Origin of the sequence: Chryseotalea sp. WA131a (genome assembly GCA_025370075.1) — a bacterium.
GTDB lineage: Bacteria > Bacteroidota > Bacteroidia > Cytophagales > Cyclobacteriaceae > ELB16-189.
On record CP073016.1, the window covers coordinates 4,199,128 to 4,214,235 of the forward strand.

21 protein-coding genes are annotated in these 15,108 nt (G+C 42.9%); 17 read left to right on the forward strand and 4 right to left on the reverse strand.

Going from position 1 to position 15,108, the window contains the following annotated elements:
* Nucleotides 1-2: 2 nt before the first annotated feature.
* The gene (locus KA713_19265; GenBank protein ID UXE66554.1) at nucleotides 3-635 is read right to left on the reverse strand and encodes an endonuclease III; all 633 of its coding nucleotides are present in this window, start codon (nucleotides 633-635) and stop codon (nucleotides 3-5) included.
* Between the two features lie 168 nt (nucleotides 636-803).
* Nucleotides 804-1,706 carry an EamA family transporter gene (locus KA713_19270; protein ID UXE66555.1) on the reverse strand — a complete coding sequence of 301 codons (903 nt, stop codon included), beginning with the start codon at nucleotides 1,704-1,706 and terminating at the stop codon, nucleotides 804-806.
* Nucleotides 1,707-1,868: 162 nt separating this feature from the next.
* Here KA713_19270 and KA713_19275 point away from each other — a divergent pair, with 162 nt between their 5' ends.
* The 5 genes from KA713_19275 (at nucleotide 1,869) to KA713_19295 (ending at nucleotide 6,422) form a co-directional block, all read left to right on the forward strand.
* Nucleotides 1,869-2,843, forward strand: a complete 975-nt coding sequence (locus KA713_19275) for a deoxyhypusine synthase family protein (GenBank protein ID UXE66556.1) — start codon at nucleotides 1,869-1,871, stop codon at nucleotides 2,841-2,843.
* Between the two features lie 94 nt (nucleotides 2,844-2,937).
* Nucleotides 2,938-3,315 carry a GxxExxY protein gene (locus tag KA713_19280; GenBank protein UXE66557.1) on the forward strand — a complete coding sequence of 126 codons (378 nt, stop codon included), beginning with the start codon at nucleotides 2,938-2,940 and terminating at the stop codon, nucleotides 3,313-3,315.
* A 215-nt stretch (nucleotides 3,316-3,530) separates the two neighbouring features.
* Nucleotides 3,531-5,318, forward strand: coding sequence for an arginine--tRNA ligase (locus KA713_19285; protein UXE66558.1), 1,788 nt, complete (start codon nucleotides 3,531-3,533; stop codon nucleotides 5,316-5,318).
* 52 nt (nucleotides 5,319-5,370) lie between these two features.
* Nucleotides 5,371-5,865: a glutathione peroxidase gene (locus tag KA713_19290; protein ID UXE66559.1), complete on the forward strand. Its 495-nt coding sequence runs from the start codon at nucleotides 5,371-5,373 to the stop codon at nucleotides 5,863-5,865.
* Entirely contained in the window at nucleotides 5,862-6,422 is a 561-nt protein-coding gene (locus tag KA713_19295; GenBank protein ID UXE66560.1) for a glutathione peroxidase, read from the forward strand. The genes KA713_19290 and KA713_19295 overlap by 4 nt, the downstream gene beginning before the upstream one ends.
* On the opposite strand, the gene KA713_19300 is transcribed toward KA713_19295, so the two are convergent.
* Together KA713_19300 and KA713_19305 are read right to left on the reverse strand one after the other, a co-directional pair.
* Complete coding sequence (locus KA713_19300; protein UXE66561.1) at nucleotides 6,412-6,861, reverse strand: transcriptional regulator; 450 nt, start codon at nucleotides 6,859-6,861, stop codon at nucleotides 6,412-6,414. The two genes, KA713_19295 and KA713_19300, sit on opposite strands and share 11 nt — an antisense overlap.
* Nucleotides 6,862-6,866: 5 nt before the next feature.
* A complete protein-coding gene (locus tag KA713_19305) occupies nucleotides 6,867-7,166 on the reverse strand; it encodes a type II toxin-antitoxin system HigB family toxin (protein ID UXE66562.1) in 300 nt (99 codons plus the stop codon).
* Nucleotides 7,167-7,406: 240 nt separating this feature from the next.
* On the opposite strand from KA713_19305, the gene KA713_19310 reads away from it, so the two are divergent.
* The 12 genes from KA713_19310 (at nucleotide 7,407) to KA713_19365 (ending at nucleotide 15,104) form a co-directional block, all read left to right on the forward strand.
* Nucleotides 7,407-8,141, forward strand: coding sequence for a hypothetical protein (locus KA713_19310; GenBank protein ID UXE66563.1), 735 nt, complete (start codon nucleotides 7,407-7,409; stop codon nucleotides 8,139-8,141).
* A 73-nt stretch (nucleotides 8,142-8,214) separates the two neighbouring features.
* Nucleotides 8,215-8,550 carry a DUF4288 domain-containing protein gene (locus KA713_19315; GenBank protein UXE66564.1) on the forward strand — a complete coding sequence of 112 codons (336 nt, stop codon included), beginning with the start codon at nucleotides 8,215-8,217 and terminating at the stop codon, nucleotides 8,548-8,550.
* Between the two features lie 13 nt (nucleotides 8,551-8,563).
* Complete coding sequence (locus KA713_19320; protein UXE66565.1) at nucleotides 8,564-9,607, forward strand: histidine kinase; 1,044 nt, start codon at nucleotides 8,564-8,566, stop codon at nucleotides 9,605-9,607.
* Between the two features lie 268 nt (nucleotides 9,608-9,875).
* Nucleotides 9,876-10,397 (forward strand): transposase, encoded by a 522-nt coding sequence (locus KA713_19325; GenBank protein ID UXE66566.1) that lies wholly within the window; start codon nucleotides 9,876-9,878, stop codon nucleotides 10,395-10,397.
* A complete protein-coding gene (locus KA713_19330; GenBank protein UXE66567.1) occupies nucleotides 10,378-10,914 on the forward strand; it encodes an IS630 family transposase in 537 nt (178 codons plus the stop codon). Before KA713_19325 ends, KA713_19330 begins: the two co-directional genes overlap by 20 nt.
* 37 nt (nucleotides 10,915-10,951) lie before the next feature.
* Nucleotides 10,952-11,692 (forward strand): LytTR family transcriptional regulator DNA-binding domain-containing protein, encoded by a 741-nt coding sequence (locus KA713_19335; GenBank protein UXE66568.1) that lies wholly within the window; start codon nucleotides 10,952-10,954, stop codon nucleotides 11,690-11,692.
* 16 nt (nucleotides 11,693-11,708) lie between these two features.
* Entirely contained in the window at nucleotides 11,709-12,275 is a 567-nt protein-coding gene (locus tag KA713_19340) for a hypothetical protein (GenBank protein UXE66569.1), read from the forward strand.
* Nucleotides 12,276-12,280: 5 nt separating this feature from the next.
* Entirely contained in the window at nucleotides 12,281-12,739 is a 459-nt protein-coding gene (locus KA713_19345; protein ID UXE66570.1) for a 3-oxoacyl-ACP synthase, read from the forward strand.
* Between the two features lie 30 nt (nucleotides 12,740-12,769).
* On the forward strand, nucleotides 12,770-13,669 hold the full coding sequence (locus KA713_19350; protein UXE66571.1) for a 1,4-dihydroxy-2-naphthoate polyprenyltransferase: 900 nt from the start codon (nucleotides 12,770-12,772) through the stop codon (nucleotides 13,667-13,669).
* Nucleotides 13,670-13,797: 128 nt separating this feature from the next.
* Nucleotides 13,798-14,142, forward strand: a complete 345-nt coding sequence (locus tag KA713_19355; protein ID UXE66572.1) for a DoxX family protein — start codon at nucleotides 13,798-13,800, stop codon at nucleotides 14,140-14,142.
* A gap of 9 nt (nucleotides 14,143-14,151) precedes the next feature.
* Nucleotides 14,152-14,622: a GyrI-like domain-containing protein gene (locus KA713_19360; protein UXE66573.1), complete on the forward strand. Its 471-nt coding sequence runs from the start codon at nucleotides 14,152-14,154 to the stop codon at nucleotides 14,620-14,622.
* 14 nt (nucleotides 14,623-14,636) lie between these two features.
* Nucleotides 14,637-15,104: a VOC family protein gene (locus KA713_19365; GenBank protein UXE66574.1), complete on the forward strand. Its 468-nt coding sequence runs from the start codon at nucleotides 14,637-14,639 to the stop codon at nucleotides 15,102-15,104.
* Nucleotides 15,105-15,108 lie beyond the last annotated feature (4 nt).

Sequence of the window (15,108 nt, forward strand, 5' to 3'; positions counted from 1 at the left end):
TTTTACTTTTTCGATTCGGCAAAATACTCGCATACTTTACTCATCACGCATTCGGCACACTTCGGGTTAGTAGGCCTGCATATTTCGCGACCGAGAAAAGAAATGGACATGCCCACTTCGCCCCAGTCTTTGGCATCTAGCGTATCCATCATTTGTTTCTCTAACTTCTTGGGGTCAGTCCCTTTGGCAATGCCCAGGCGTGGTGCCGCGCGCACTACGTGTAAATCCACAATGATGCCTTCGGCCGGCAAGCCCATTTCACGCAAAATCACGTTGGCTGATTTTCGACCAATGCCGGGAAGAGCGGTAAGCGTTTCTAAGGTGGTGGGAATATTTTTGTTGTCTTTTATTTCTGACGCCAACCCAAGCAACCACTTTGTTTTGTTGCCAAAGTTACGCACATCGCTGATGTATTTTTGCAGCGATTCGGCATCTGCTTTCGCAAGGGCTTTCATATCCGGAAAGGCAGCGAAAAGCGCGGGCGCTAATTTATTGATGTGCCGATCGGAGTCTTGTGCAGAAAGTACCACCATCACGATCAATTCATAAAAATTTCCGTACTCCAGCGGGTGCTTTTTGCCTTTGTATTGTTTGATGAGGGGTTGTATATCTTTTTTCCAATTGACGGTTGCCATACTAATAAATTTTAAAGAAAGTTAGTAAAATTGAGGACAAGTATTCTGTTCTAAAGTCCAAAATAAAACCAACCCACCGTGGCTGGTACGGTAACGGATCAGCAGAAGAGACCGATTCTGAGAAGAGGGAAGATAATAGGAGGGTGGAGTTGGTGAAGATGTAATTGTTTAATTGGCAACAGCTTCCCTAGATTGACCTAGTCGCTTTAAGATAGGGTAGTTGAACAGCACCAGCGCCACAGCGATAATGGAATAACCAATTACCTGAATCGCAGAAGCACTTTCGTGAAAGGCCAAAAAAGCGAGCGTAAAATTGATGAGGGGATTGATGTACATCAAAATACCGATGGTGGCCGCATTGATGCGGTTGAGTGCATATAAGTTGAGGAACAGCGGCAGCACGGTGAAGAATAGCGCAATGCAAAACACGATGGTGTAAAAGTGCAGATCCACCACCACGGTGCCGACCAGTTGCGCGAAAAACACATTCATGATGCAGAACGCAAACACCACTTGTACGGCCAGCACCACCAATCGGTTGAAGCCCTGATTTTTTCGTTGGGTGATCAAGTACAACGCATACGAAAAAGCAATCAACAAACTGTACCACAATTCGGAAATATTATTGATACCCATCAGCACGCAACTGATGGCACACAATAAGATGGCGGCCCACTGCACGGCCACCATTTTCTCGCGCAGCAGAAGGTAGCCCAACGCGGCCGTTACCACTGGGCAAATGAGATACGAGAACGAAGCCGTTTTGATGTTGACGGCATTGACCACATAAATGAACACCAGCCAATTGACAGTGAGCAGCAAACCGCCTAACAAAGTAAGTACGATGGCAGTTCGCTTAGCGGGTGCATCCAATGCTCGGAGCAGTGCCACATTTTCGCGAAACTTCTTTCGCAGAAACACGCTCAAAATCACGATAAGGATGACGAGTGAGAATAGAATCCGGAAGTAGAGAATTTCACCTGCAGGGTGTGTGCTTACAGTGCGTAGAACAAGTGGAAAAAATCCCCAGACGAGAAATGCGGCAATGGCTGAGGCGTAGTGCTTACTCATAAAGTGTGCCGAAATGGTTGCTAGGTAATAAAAAAGAATGAGAATTAGGCATGGTCAAACGGTTAAGCCTATACAGTGGTCACTACTTATCCACACCCCTCAACTTTCTCCTTCTCTCTTTCAACTTATTCCGTATTTTCGCGTCAAAATTTTAACACCATTATGAGCAACCGCCCCATTTCCGCTTTCATCGAAAAAAACTATTTGCACTTTAACGCGGCCGCACTTGTAGATGCTGCCAAAGGCTATAAAAAACACATTGCCGAGGGCAAGAAAATGCTGTTGTCGCTTGCGGGCGCCATGAGCACGGGCGAGCTGGGCATCAGCTTTGCCGAAATGATCCGCCAAAATAAAGTGCATATCATTTCGTGCACGGGTGCCAACTTAGAGGAGGACATCATGAATTTGGTGGCGCACTCGCACTACAAGCGCATTCCGAATTATAGAGATTTAACACCCGAGCAAGAGTGGGATTTGTTGCAAAATCATTTGAACCGTGTAACGGACACGTGCATACCAGAAGAGGAAGCGTTTCGCAGATTGCAAGCGCACCTGTTCAAAGTGTGGAAAGATGCCGAAGACAAAGGAGAGCGTTTGTTTCCGCACGAGTTCATGTTCCGCATGATCAACAGCGGTGATTTGAAACAATATTATGAAATCGACCCGAAGAACAGTTGGATGATTGCGGCTGCTGAACGAAACATGCCGATGGTAGTGCCGGGCTGGGAAGACAGCACAATGGGAAATATTTTTGCTTCGTACTGCCTCACAGGCGAACTGAAAGCCAGCACGATGAAGAGCGGTATTGAGTACATGGTGTGGTTGGCCGATTGGTACACGAACAACGCAACCGAACATGGAATTGGGTTTTTTCAAATCGGTGGCGGCATTGCGGGTGACTTCCCAATTTGCGTAGTGCCAATGTTGCACCAAGATTTGGAACGCGATGGTGTGCCGTTCTGGAGTTATTTCTGTCAGATTTCAGATTCCACTACTAGCTACGGTTCGTATTCTGGTGCTGTGCCCAATGAAAAAATCACGTGGGGCAAGTTAAGCATCGATACGCCTAAGTTTATTGTTGAGAGCGATGCGACTATTGTGGCGCCTTTGATGTTTGCGTACATACTTGATATGTAGAAATACAGTTAACCACAGAGGGCGCGGAGGAACGCAAAGGAAATATAGTAAAAGCTCTGCGCAACTTTGCAGTTTCTGCGGTTGCAAATGCATTATGACTGAGAACGAGATTTCAGAAAAGATTATCGGCTGCGCCATTCAGGTTCACAAAGAACTAGGTCCCGGTCTTTTGGAATCATCGTACGAATCGTGCCTTGAATATGAATTGATACAATCAGGATTGTTTGTAGAGAGGCAGAAGCCACTTCCACTTGTTTATAAAGATGTAAAACTTGATTGTGGATATCGAATGGATTTGGTGGTTGAAAACAAAGTGATTATTGAAGTTAAATCAGTCGAAGCACTGAATGATATCTTCTTGGCACAAACACTTACTTATTTGAAACTTTCAAATTGTAAACTTGGCCTAATAATAAATTTTAATGTTCTGCTTTTGAAAAGTGGAATTAAGCGAGTTGTGAATAATTTATGACGGTCCTTCTACGCGTTCTTTTTGTCTCAATATAAACCGCAAAGACCGCAGAGGTTTGCAGAGAATTAGGCGTTGGAGATTATTTGTATTTCTTTGCGCTTCTTGGCGGCCTCTGCGGTTAAAAATAGCAGCACAGGTTCGCAGAGAATTAGACGTTGAAGATTATTTGTATTTCTTTGCGCTTCTTGGCGTCCTTTGCGGTTAAATAATGCATTATGAATTTAGACTTTACTTTAAAATCCGAAATACAGAAAGCCCTCACCTCTCTTTTTGGGCAAGCAAGTGAGCAACTACAACTCCAACCCACCAACGAAGGCTTTGAAGGCTCTCATACATTGGTGTGTTTTCCACTGACCAAACTTTCAAAAAAATCCCCTGAGGAAACCGCTAAGCTCATAGGTGATTACCTGGTCGCAAATTCTGGATTAGTGACACGTTACAATGTGGTGAAAGGTTTTTTGAATTTGGTGATTGCGGATAGCGTGTGGGCAAATGTCTTTCAGTCGATTTATGCCGACAAGAATTTTGGTGTGCAAGCACGTATTGGAAAGGAAGTGATTGTGGAGTATTCTTCCCCCAACACTAACAAGCCCTTGCACCTGGGTCACTTGCGGAATAATTTTTTAGGCTATTCCGTAGCCGAGATTTACAAAGCCTTGGGCTATTCTGTTCACAAAGTGCAAATCATTAACGATCGCGGCATTCACATTTGCAAGAGCATGGCTGCGTGGCAGCAGTTTGGAAATGGCGAAACACCTGAGAGCAGTGGATTGAAGGGCGATAAGTTGGTGGGCAAATATTATGTGGAGTTTGACAAGAAATATAAATCTGAAATCAAATCTTTAATTGAACGAGGCACGAGTGAGGCAGAGGCAGAAAAGCAAGCGCCCATCATGCAAGCAGCAGTTGAGTTGTTGAAAAAATGGGAGGCGAATGATACGGCCACCGTTCAACTTTGGAAAACCATGAACAGTTGGGTGTACAGTGGCTTTGATGTTACCTACAAACGCATGGGCGTTGATTTTGAAAAATTGTATTACGAGTCGCAAACATATTTGCTTGGCAAAGAAGAAGTATTGAAAGGCGTTGAGAAGGGAGTATTCTTCAAAAAAGAAGATGGCTCGGTGTGGGTAGATTTAACAGGCGATGGATTGGACCAAAAAGTTTTATTGCGCTCCGATGGCACTTCGGTATACATGACGCAAGACATTGGCACTGCCATTTTGCGTTTCCGTGATTTTCCAAAAATAGAAGGGCAGGTGTACACCGTAGGCAACGAACAAGAATATCACTTCAAAGTGTTGTTCTTGATTTTGAAAAAGTTGGGCTACGCTTTCGCAGAGAAAAATTATCACCTCAGCTATGGCATGGTCGATTTGCCCACGGGCAAAATGAAAAGTCGCGAGGGTACTGTGGTGGATGCTGACGACTTAATGGAAGAGATGGTGACCGAAGCAGAGAAGCAAACGCGCGAGTTGGGCAAGATTGATGCTGCTACGGAAGAAGAAATCAAAAAACTTTCGGAGATGATTGGTTTGGGCGCGTTGAAGTTTTTCTTGTTGAAAGTAGACCCCAAGAAGCGAATGATGTTCGACCCGAACGAATCGATACAACTGCAAGGTCACACAGGCCCATTCATTCAATACACCCATGCCCGCATCAAAGCGATTTTGCGCAAGGCAGCATCGATGAAAATTGAATCCAGCGAAAGCGATTTAAAATTAGTTGAATCATTAGAACCAACTGAGCGTACCCTTATTTTCAGAATCAACAACTACACCAATAAGTTGTCAGAAGCCGCACGCGAATATTCTCCTGCCGTAGTGGCCAACTACGCCTACGACCTGGCGAAGGAATACAATCAGTTTTACCAATCCATTCCCATTTTTGGCGAAACCGATCAAACGAAACTAAAATTTAGAATAGCTTTATCGGAAGACGTGGCAGATGTGATCAAAAAATCGATGTTGCTGCTGGGGATACAGGTGCCGGAGAAGATGTAGTTCTCACTTAACCATTTCTTGTTTTGATTGTTAAATGGTATATTGAATTCTTATGAAACTTACCATACTTCTTGCGCTTCTACTTCTGCCTATGACAAATTTATATGATTTCAAACTTAATTCCCTAGAGGGTAAACAAATTGATTTTGCCCAATATAAAGGCAAAACGTTGTTGATTGTGAACACCGCATCGGAATGTGGCTACACACCCCAATATGCCGATTTGCAAGAGCTGCATGAAAAGTTTGGCGATAAAGTGACGATACTCGGTTTTCCGGCTAATAATTTTGGTGGCCAAGAGCCGGGCACCAACGCACAGATTGCCACTTTTTGCAAAAAGAACTATGGCGTTACTTTTCAAATGTTTGAAAAGATTTCAGTGAAAGGGAATGACCAGCACCCGTTGTATCAATACCTAAAAGAAAAAACCGGTAAAGAGCCCACATGGAATTTTTGCAAATACTTAGTAAAGCCAGATGGCACGGTAAAGTTTTTTGCCTCCGGTGTCAATCCAGGTGATGACGCCATCCTCAACGAATTGAAATGAAACGGTTTTTGTTTGTCACATTGATAATCATTTTTGTTATGAGCTTATTGACTTTCCTTTCAGAAAAACTTAGCACCGTAAAAGCACAAAGTGTGTCAAGCTCTATTTACGATTTTAAGATGAAATCGCTAGACGGTAAGGAAATTGATTTTGCTCAATACAAAGGAAAGAACTTGTTGATTGTGAATACTGCCTCCAAATGTGGCTACACATATCAATACGAAGATTTAGAAAAGTTGCACGAGTTGTATGGCGATAAAGTAACGGTATTGGGGTTTCCTGCCAATAACTTTCTGTGGCAAGAGCCGGGAGGCAATGAAGAGATTGCTACTTTCTGTCAAAAAAACTATGGTGTTAAATTTCAAATGTTTGAAAAAATTTCCGTTAAGGGCAAAGACAAATCGCCTCTTTACAAATGGCTAGAAGCCAAATCAGGAAAATCACCTTCGTGGAATTTTTGCAAGTATGTAATCGATAAAACGGGTAACGTGGTGGGTTTCTTTCCTTCCAAAGTGAAGCCACTTGATAAGGAGATTGTTGATAAGATCACGAAGTAGTTTTTTTCCTTTTTTGGTACACTGCTTTCTGTTCCATGGCACTGGCCATCGTTGAATTAGCTTTGTAAGACTTCAGGTTATTTGTAGGCTGTATGAGTACATTCAATGGCAAAGACAATCGATCGGCCAATGAACGGATCATAGCTAAAGATAATCCCCGTTTTTTGCTCAGCACTTTTGATGCTGTTCCTCGATCACCAAATACATCCAACAGATCACTAATCTGTAAACCAAGGTCATTCATGCGCACTTTAATGGCATCAATAGGATTGGGATTCCTGATCGGAAATTCTTTTTCCTCATATTGGTCAATCAAGTAGCCAAGTAGCATGAGCTCTCTGCCTTCGTCTGATTTTACATCGGGAGGGTTTTCAGAAAGTTTCTCTAGCCGATCAAGCGCAGCTTGGTATTCTTTTTTGTTTTGCAGTATCGTCCACATATTCATTATCGGTTAACCGTTTTAACATCAATTTTATCGTAATCTGCGTGCGTACCAATCCATTTGATTTGTACTTGCTTAAAAACAAATAAAACACCCGCTATCAATCGGTACTTATTTCCTTTTACATCGAACACCACTCGGTTATCTCCAACGGGAAAAGCCTCCGGATAATCTTTTTGAAGTTCGTTGTACGATTTCCAGTCAGCCTTTTTACATGCCGAAAACCAAGTGTTCAGCGCAACCCTAGCATCAGCGTGTTTGTCACTAAATTCTAGCAGCGTTTGCCTTTTGATTACATTCACATCACAAACCTACTCAATTGATGGCATTTTGCCAACATAATTATTAAGAATTTCACTTTTGTTTCCTGTGCTTGGCAAACGGAGCACTGAACACCAATTACCACTTACTACACACCATTTACTAACTACCCTTTTCACCCCCTCCACCTTCCGGTTTCACCGACATTTTGCCAACGCTCGCCTAAATCGGGTATCTCTAAGATACTCTTTCCGTTAGTTTTGATATAAAATTTAATCATTATGAATGAGCAACCTAAAAAAATCAGCAACAGCGTGTGGGCTGGTGCGATAATCTTGGCCATCGGATCCTTTTTGTTATTTGATCGGCTCGACCTGCTGGATTTTCCCCGTTGGCTGTTTTCGTGGAAAACTTTCTTGATTGCGCTGGGCGTGATCATTGGTATCAACAAAAAATTTGAAGGTATTGGGTGGTTAATTTTGATTTTAGTTGGCAGCTTCTTTTTAATTGATGACATCCCTGGTTTCCCCTACGATTTTGATAGGTATGCCTTTCCATTGGCTATCATGATTGTTGGTGGGTTTATAGTAGGCCGTTCCTTGTTGGGTGGTGCCGCACGCGAAGCCAGGAAAAAAAACGGGATGAAAGGTGACGGAATTATCACGCTAGATGGTGGCGATGACGACTACTTTGATATGACTGCTGTGTTTGGCGGGGCAAAGCGCAAAGTATTTTCCAAGTCATTTAAAGGTGGACAATCGTTTTGCATCTTTGGCGGAACGGAAATCGATTTGAGCCAAGCAGATATAAACGGAAATGTGGTGATTGATACTGTTCAACTTTTTGGCGGAACCAAAATCATTATCCCGGCCAACTGGCAATTGAAATCAGACATTACGGCCGTATTGGGTGGTGTGGATGATAAGCGAAGCGTACCTACTTCATTCAGCCCTGAAAAGAAAATTGTGTTAACTGGTTTCGCCATGTTTGGCGGAGTGGAGATTAAGAGCCATTAGTGATTGGTAAGCAGTTATCAGTAAGTGGTAATCGGTAGACGGTAACATTCTGAATTCTAACATCTTTTTTAAAGTGAACTGGTACATCGCAAAATTTGTCTATCAAATAATAAGCGGAGCGGGCAATCACCTACCACAATTCGATGAGCAACTTCGGTTGATACGGGCGGATGAATTGGGATGGGCGCGCGAGAAGGCAAGTATAGTGGGTAGATTGTTGGAGCATGAATTAGTAAATGCCAAGAATGAAAAAGTTGTTTGGAAATTTGTGAATGTGGTAGAAGTGTTGCCGGTAACATCAATGGAAGATGGAGATGAAATTTACTCATCGACATGTGAACCAAATAATGTAAGTGATTATCTTTCTGCTCTATCCATCAAAGCTTCTGTATCTTCCCCCAGTACCTAATCCTTCATTTTCAATGCAATTCAAACTATCACCCAAAGCCGTAAAGCGATTGCCAATTTTGGTTACAGGTATTTTCGTTTGGGGTTTTCAAACATGGCTGCTCCACAGATGGTTTGGTTTTGAACTGAGTTTGTCGGCCTGGGATGCATTGATCTCTGTAAATTGGACGTTGCTATCGTGTATCGTTATGGAACTCATCGTCACTCAATACACACCCAAAACCGGCAAGTATCAGTTTGTGGCGGGCCTCGCGCTGGTGCTCACAGGTTTGTGTTATTGGATTGCATTACCTGCTTTGGAATATTTTGGAAATGGTAACGAAACCTATTTGGCATTTTTAAGTCAATCCATTCCCGTAAGAGGAGCGATTATTTTTGTATTCATTGGTGCAGCGGGAGTGATCCTTTTGTTCTACAATCGCTCGTTTGAGTTGGAAGGTTCGCTGCAACAACAATCCACTACCGAAAGCATGGCGCGCGAGGCGGAACTCCAAAAACTGCAACTGCAATTGCAGCCACATTTTTTGTTCAATAGTTTAAATTCCATCAATGCCTTGATATTGGTGCAGCCTCCCAAGGCACGCGAGATGGTGCAGCAACTCTCAGATTTTTTGCGCGCCACACTCAAGCGTGCGGACGAACAATGGATTACCCTGGCGCAAGAGGCTGACTATCTGCGCTTGTATTTGTCCATCGAACGGGTTCGCTTTGGCCACCGGCTAGAAGTGCAAATGAATTTGGATGAACAAATTCAAATGTGGCTCATTCCCCCGTTGTTGTTACAGCCATTGGTGGAGAATGCCATTAAGTTTGGTTTATATGGTACTACTGATAAAGTGATCATTCACTTACACACCCAACGCGAAGGAGATTCGTTGCTCATCGAAATCTCCAATCCATTTGATGAAGACATGCAGCCGGCCGAAGGCAGTGGTTTTGGTTTGAGTGGTTTGAAGCGAAGGTTGTACTTACTTTATTCGCGAAACGATTTGTTGACAACACGCATTGAAGAAAGTAAGTTTATTGTGCGATTGATTTTGCCAGAGAAGTATGATTGATATTTACGAGGCGAGAGGCTGCAGGCCTCATACCACAAGCTGCGCAATACCAGCAAGGAGCTAGTTGCATTGCACTGGTTTGTTTAGCGAAGAGCAGCTTGAGGCTTGCAGTCATCACAAAGAAAATGATAGATTTACAGATGAACAGCTTGCAGCAAAAACTAGCAACAAGTATCCAGCATCCAGTATCTATACACAGCGACATAAGTAATGCAGTATAATTATTAAATTGTTATCTTTGTTTTCAACAAACTAAAAATGAAGACAAATGAAACGGTTATTTATTAAAGACGACAAGAACATGCACATAGCCATCCAACAGGAGATACACAGATCGGATGATTCCAAGTACGATCATAGGCTACACGGTTTATTGTTGGTTCTTAACGGCTATGATTGTTATACCGTGGGAGAATTGTTTGGTCAATCCCCTACTACTATTCAGAGATGGGTAAAAAGTTTTAACAGCAAAGGGTTTTCTGGTTTGGCAGAAGGAGGAAAGTCAGGTCGGCCTGGTAGTCTAAGCGAGAAGCAATGGCAACAATTAGGTGATGACTTACGCAAAAGCCCTGTCGATTTTTCTTATGGACAGAATTTTTGGGATGGTAAGTTGATGTCCGCCCACCTTAAAAAAAAGTATAAGGTTGAACTGGGCGTCCGTCAATGCCAACGGATATTTAATTCGATGGGATTTCGACTACGAAAGCCGCGCCCACTAATTGCAAATGGAGACCCAAAAGCCAAAAAGGCTTTTAAAAAAACTCCTTTTGATGGCAATAAACAAAAATAACGATTTGCGTTTTGAGGATGAATGTCATTTTCAGCAGCATGGTTCAAGGTGCAAAATGTGGTTTCCGCCCGAAGATAAAGACCCCGTTTTGCTTCATGCCCCCACACGGAAAACCATATCACTTTTCGGGGTGGTAAGTGCAAGTACTGGACAGATGACAACAATGCTAACCAAAGTGTTCAACGCAATGACCTTTTTGGCGTTCTTAAAAAAAGTCCTCAAGACAAGAAAACGCGGGAAGAAATTGATCGTGGTTCTGGACAACGCAAGATATCACCATGCTATTTTGTTGAAGTCGTGGCTATCGGAAAACCAGGATAAAATCGGCCTAATGTTTTTGCCACCATACAGTCCCGATCTAAACAATATTGAGCGGGTTTGGAAGATAACACGCAGGAAATGTACCCACAATAAATATTTCTCCACACTGGGCGAAGTAGAGTTAATTATAAAAAAACAAATGAAAGAGTGGGGAAAGCCAAATGAAACAATACATAAATTATGCTGCATTATTTAAGTCGCTATGTATAGTAACCAGTATCCAGCAACCAATTATGACCAAAGTAATTCTCATCGATGACGAACCCCTTGCACGCGAAATCATTAAAGCCTATCTAAAACATTTTGATGACATAGAAGTAGTGCAAGAGTGTGGCGATGGCTTTGAAGGTGTAAAGGCCATTCAAGAACACAAACCCGATCTGATTTTTTTGGATATACAAATGCCCAAAATCAACGGCTTTGAAATGTTGGAGCTGGTGGATGCAAAACCTTCCGCAATATTTATAACTGCTTACGATTCTTATGCCATCAAGGCATTTGAAGCAAATGCAGTTGATTACTTGCTGAAGCCAGTGCCGGAGGAGCGCTTTCGCGAAGCAGTGTTGAAGTGGAAAAGCAAAGTAGCTCCAACTGCTCCACAGCAGATAGACAGCGTACTCAACACCATGTCGGCCACTGCCGCGCAACAAAACCGCGTGGTGGTAAAAACCGGAAGCAAAGTAAAAATCATTCCTGTCCACGACATTCAATATTTGGAGGCCGATGACGATTATGTAAAAATCATAACTGCGGAAGGCCCTTTCCTTAAAAATAAAACCATGAATTTTTACGAGCAGAGCTTAGACCCCCAACAGTTTGTGCGCGTACACCGAAGCTACATCGTGCACATCAACCAAATTACCAAAATAGAACCGTACCAAAAAGAAACCCATTTGGCTATTTTGCGCAACGGTGCTCAAATTCCCGTGAGTAAGACGGGATACGTAAAATTAAAATCGTTACTGGGTATTTAGTAACCAATCTTTATTTATGTATACAAACTCAATAGACCACTACAAAGTCGAACTTTCAGTAAAGGCCAAAAATGGAGTGAACTTTATTGTAGCCGCAGCGGTGGTGTGGACCCTCATCACCATTGTGTGGACGCTTTCGTTCAAGACTTACGACAAATGCGTTTTGACTTTTATCGTGGGCGGAGCGATGCTGCCCTTGGCGTGGGTATTTTCAAAAGTATTCAAAACACAATGGGTAGTGAAAAACAACCCGCTTGAGTCTCTCGGACTTTGGCTCAACTTCGCACAGTTATTTTACTTCCCAATTTTGGTTTTCGTTTTGATCAAGAGTCCTGAGTATTTTGTATTTGTTTATGTGGTGATAACGGGTGCTCATTTTTTCCCCTATGCATGGTATTACAACACTAAAGTTTACGCGATCATGGCCGGAGTCATTTCTATTGGTGCGATGTTCTTGACTTTATACATCAAAGATGAAAGCCAGTTGTATTACATTCCGGCTTTCATGGTGGTGTCGTTGGTGGTTACTTCGCTTGGCGCTTATGCAGCGTATCAAAAGAGCCTCAAGCTTTATCAAGCATAGCCTAAATGGAACTTGGCCAATTAAAACTACTTGTTCACGCTGCTTGCAAAAACGTAATTGACGAAAGATTGTCAATGGCGCAAATGGCCATGAGCGATGCGCAAGCATCGGCCAACCAAGAAGAAAAAAGCAGTGCAGGCGATAAGTACGAAACCGGACGGGCAATGGCGCAACAAGAACGCGATAAGGCCGCCACACAAGTAGCTGAAGCAACAAAGATGAAAGAAGCCTTCAGCCGTATGGACCCTAATAAAAATTCTACAACTATCGAATTCGGAAGCCTTGTGCAAACCAATCAAGGATACTTTTACATGGGCATTGCGGTAGGTAAGTTAGCTGTGAAGGGTATTGAATGCTTGGCAATCTCTCAGGTATCGCCTATTGGGAAATTGATGATGGGCAAGCAGCCAGGCGGTTCGGTCACTTTCAATAAACAAACTTTCGAGATACAAACAGTCTGTTGATTCCGTTTGTATATTTGGGCATTCTACACTATGAACGCAAAAGCCTGGGTTGGTGCGTTTCGATTACGCACGTTGCCGCTTTCTTTATCCTGCATTAGCATGGCCGGTTTTTTGGCGGCTTATGCTCAAAAGTTTGATGCGGCTATCTTTGCATTATGTTGCATGACCACCATTTTTCTTCAAATACTTTCTAACCTGGCCAATGATTATGGCGATTCAGTAAACGGTGCGGATCATGCGGGTCGCAAAGGGCCGCAGCGTGCCGTGCAGTCAGGGGCTATTTCACTGGCCAGTATGCGCAATGCTGTTATTGCTTTTGTTTTGTTAAGCTTGGTTAGCGGACTTTTGTTGTTGTGGATTTCGTTTGGCACCAATTGGAAAGGCTTCACCACTTTTTTTGGTTTGGGATTGTTGAGCATTTTGGCTGCGATTGGTTACACCATTGGAAAAAAACCGTACGGCTACATTGGCTTGGGTGACATTTCTGTTTTGCTTTTTTTTGGATTGGTGGGTGTGATGGGCTCGTATTTTTTGTTTACACACTCCATCAGTTGGAAAGAGGCATTGCCTGCACTTAGCTGTGGATTGTTTTCCATCGCGGTGCTTAACATCAATAACATTCGCGATATCGAATCGGACTGGGCGGCTGGCAAATATTCCATTCCTGTAAGGATTGGCAAAGAGAAGGCAACCCTTTACCATTGGATTTTATTGATGGGTGGGCTAATGACGGCCATACTTTACGCTATCATCAATTATCAATCGCCTTGGCAGTTTTTATTCTTGCTATCTGCTCCGCTGTTTATCAAAAATGGTGTTTCCATCTCGCAAAAGCCTTCACATGAATTAGACCCGTATCTCAAGCAAATGGCGCTATCAACGCTCTTGTTTGTGGTTTTGTTTGGGGTGGGATTCCTGCTATCACGTTGAAAGGATCAAAAAGCCAACCCTGTTGACATAGGGTTGTCACTCGCTAAGAAAAAAAATCATAAATTTTTTTTATACTGACATAGGGCTGTCAGTGGGGCATCGTTGATTAGCATAAAAATTAATCAACCATGGAAATTAAAATTATTCTTTTCTGGCTATTGCTCACGGCAATGGCAGTGCCTTCTCTTTATTTTGGATACACTAAACTCGTGAGCCAAAAGGACAAAATCGAGTTGTTTACTAGATTGGGATATCCGATGTGGTTTATGAAATTGGTTGGGTTGGGTGAAGTGGTTAGTGCTTTCGGTTTACTTTTTCCGCAGACAAGGCTTCTGGCCATTGGCATCACCGCCACTATTTTATTGGGGGCGATCTTCTCACACATTCGTGCAAAGGACAATCTGAAAGAAGTAATGCCACCTGTTTTTGTTTTTTTACACCTCACTGCCATTTTTATATTCACTCGTATCTAAATTTTCTTTATGAAAACCAACAACACACCAAAGGTCAATGAATTTCAGCCAATCAATTTTCTATTTCATCGTGCCGAAACCAAGCTTGCAGACTTGGCTAATTTCATTCCAGTGGCTAAAGATTTGTTTCATGAGGCCGTGCGCTTGAATCTCCAAGTGTCTGGCCCTGTGCATTGGCACTACTTCGGTTTTACAGGTGATGCATCACAACCCTTTACGCTTGAAGTAGCATTGCCTGTGAACGAAATTCCTGCTGAGTACGATGGTGCATTTCACTTTAAGCGTACCGAAAAATTTAAGTGCGCTACCATTACGCACGAAGGCGGCTGGATGGAGATTCCGAAGAGCTATGCAAAACTGATGCAATTTATGGACGGGCAGCAATTACAACCTATTGGTGTTACGAGGGAGTTGTATGTAAACGCTGACTTTGTAAATCCTGAAGCTAATGTTACTGAAATTCAAATGGGCATTAAGTAGTAAATACTTTTGGTATGAGAAAGATATTAATCGTACTCGGTGTGCTGGCCGCGATGGCATGCCTCATCACTATATCCGCGAAAGCACAAACCAATAACACGATGAAACTGAATGCCGGATTTATTACTTCCAAGATTTCAGAAACGAAAAAATTCTACAACTCTGTGCTTAATCTTGAAGTGGTTTTTGAAAATGACTTTTACTTGTTGATGAAAACCCCTGGGGGCACTGACCAGATTAGTTTTCTTCTTCCGAATCACGAAAGTCAGCAACCACTGTTCAAGCCTGCCTTTGCAGGGAAGGGAGCATACTTGACCATTGAAGTGGAAAATGTGGACGAGGTTTTTCAGCGGATGAAGAAAATGAATGTGCCGCTCGCGTTTGAGTTGCGCAATGAACCGTGGGGCGACCGCCACTTTGCCATTGTGGATCCGAATGGAATTGGCATCGATATCGTTACCTACTCACCTTCTACCAAGTAACTTT

Excerpts from the sequence above, each read along its gene's own strand:
- KA713_19350 (UXE66571.1), top strand. The coding sequence starts at position 12,770 with ATGAACGCAAAAGCCTGGGTTGGTGCGTTTCGATTACGCACGTTGCCG.
- KA713_19345 (UXE66570.1), top strand. The coding sequence starts at position 12,281 with ATGGAACTTGGCCAATTAAAACTACTTGTTCACGCTGCTTGCAAAAAC.
- KA713_19365 (UXE66574.1), top strand. The coding sequence starts at position 14,637 with ATGAGAAAGATATTAATCGTACTCGGTGTGCTGGCCGCGATGGCATGC.
- KA713_19270 (UXE66555.1), bottom strand. The coding sequence starts at position 1,706 with ATGAGTAAGCACTACGCCTCAGCCATTGCCGCATTTCTCGTCTGGGGA.
- KA713_19330 (UXE66567.1), top strand. The coding sequence starts at position 10,378 with ATGGCAATAAACAAAAATAACGATTTGCGTTTTGAGGATGAATGTCAT.
- KA713_19325 (UXE66566.1), top strand. The coding sequence starts at position 9,876 with ATGAAACGGTTATTTATTAAAGACGACAAGAACATGCACATAGCCATC.
- KA713_19310 (UXE66563.1), top strand. The coding sequence starts at position 7,407 with ATGAATGAGCAACCTAAAAAAATCAGCAACAGCGTGTGGGCTGGTGCG.
- KA713_19360 (UXE66573.1), top strand. The coding sequence starts at position 14,152 with ATGAAAACCAACAACACACCAAAGGTCAATGAATTTCAGCCAATCAAT.
- KA713_19295 (UXE66560.1), top strand. The coding sequence starts at position 5,862 with ATGAAACGGTTTTTGTTTGTCACATTGATAATCATTTTTGTTATGAGC.
- KA713_19280 (UXE66557.1), top strand. The coding sequence starts at position 2,938 with ATGACTGAGAACGAGATTTCAGAAAAGATTATCGGCTGCGCCATTCAG.
- KA713_19265 (UXE66554.1), bottom strand. The coding sequence starts at position 635 with ATGGCAACCGTCAATTGGAAAAAAGATATACAACCCCTCATCAAACAA.
- KA713_19355 (UXE66572.1), top strand. The coding sequence starts at position 13,798 with ATGGAAATTAAAATTATTCTTTTCTGGCTATTGCTCACGGCAATGGCA.
- KA713_19300 (UXE66561.1), bottom strand. The coding sequence starts at position 6,861 with ATGTGGACGATACTGCAAAACAAAAAAGAATACCAAGCTGCGCTTGAT.
- KA713_19320 (UXE66565.1), top strand. The coding sequence starts at position 8,564 with ATGCAATTCAAACTATCACCCAAAGCCGTAAAGCGATTGCCAATTTTG.
- KA713_19335 (UXE66568.1), top strand. The coding sequence starts at position 10,952 with ATGACCAAAGTAATTCTCATCGATGACGAACCCCTTGCACGCGAAATC.
- KA713_19275 (UXE66556.1), top strand. The coding sequence starts at position 1,869 with ATGAGCAACCGCCCCATTTCCGCTTTCATCGAAAAAAACTATTTGCAC.
- KA713_19290 (UXE66559.1), top strand. The coding sequence starts at position 5,371 with ATGAAACTTACCATACTTCTTGCGCTTCTACTTCTGCCTATGACAAAT.
- KA713_19285 (UXE66558.1), top strand. The coding sequence starts at position 3,531 with ATGAATTTAGACTTTACTTTAAAATCCGAAATACAGAAAGCCCTCACC.
- KA713_19340 (UXE66569.1), top strand. The coding sequence starts at position 11,709 with ATGTATACAAACTCAATAGACCACTACAAAGTCGAACTTTCAGTAAAG.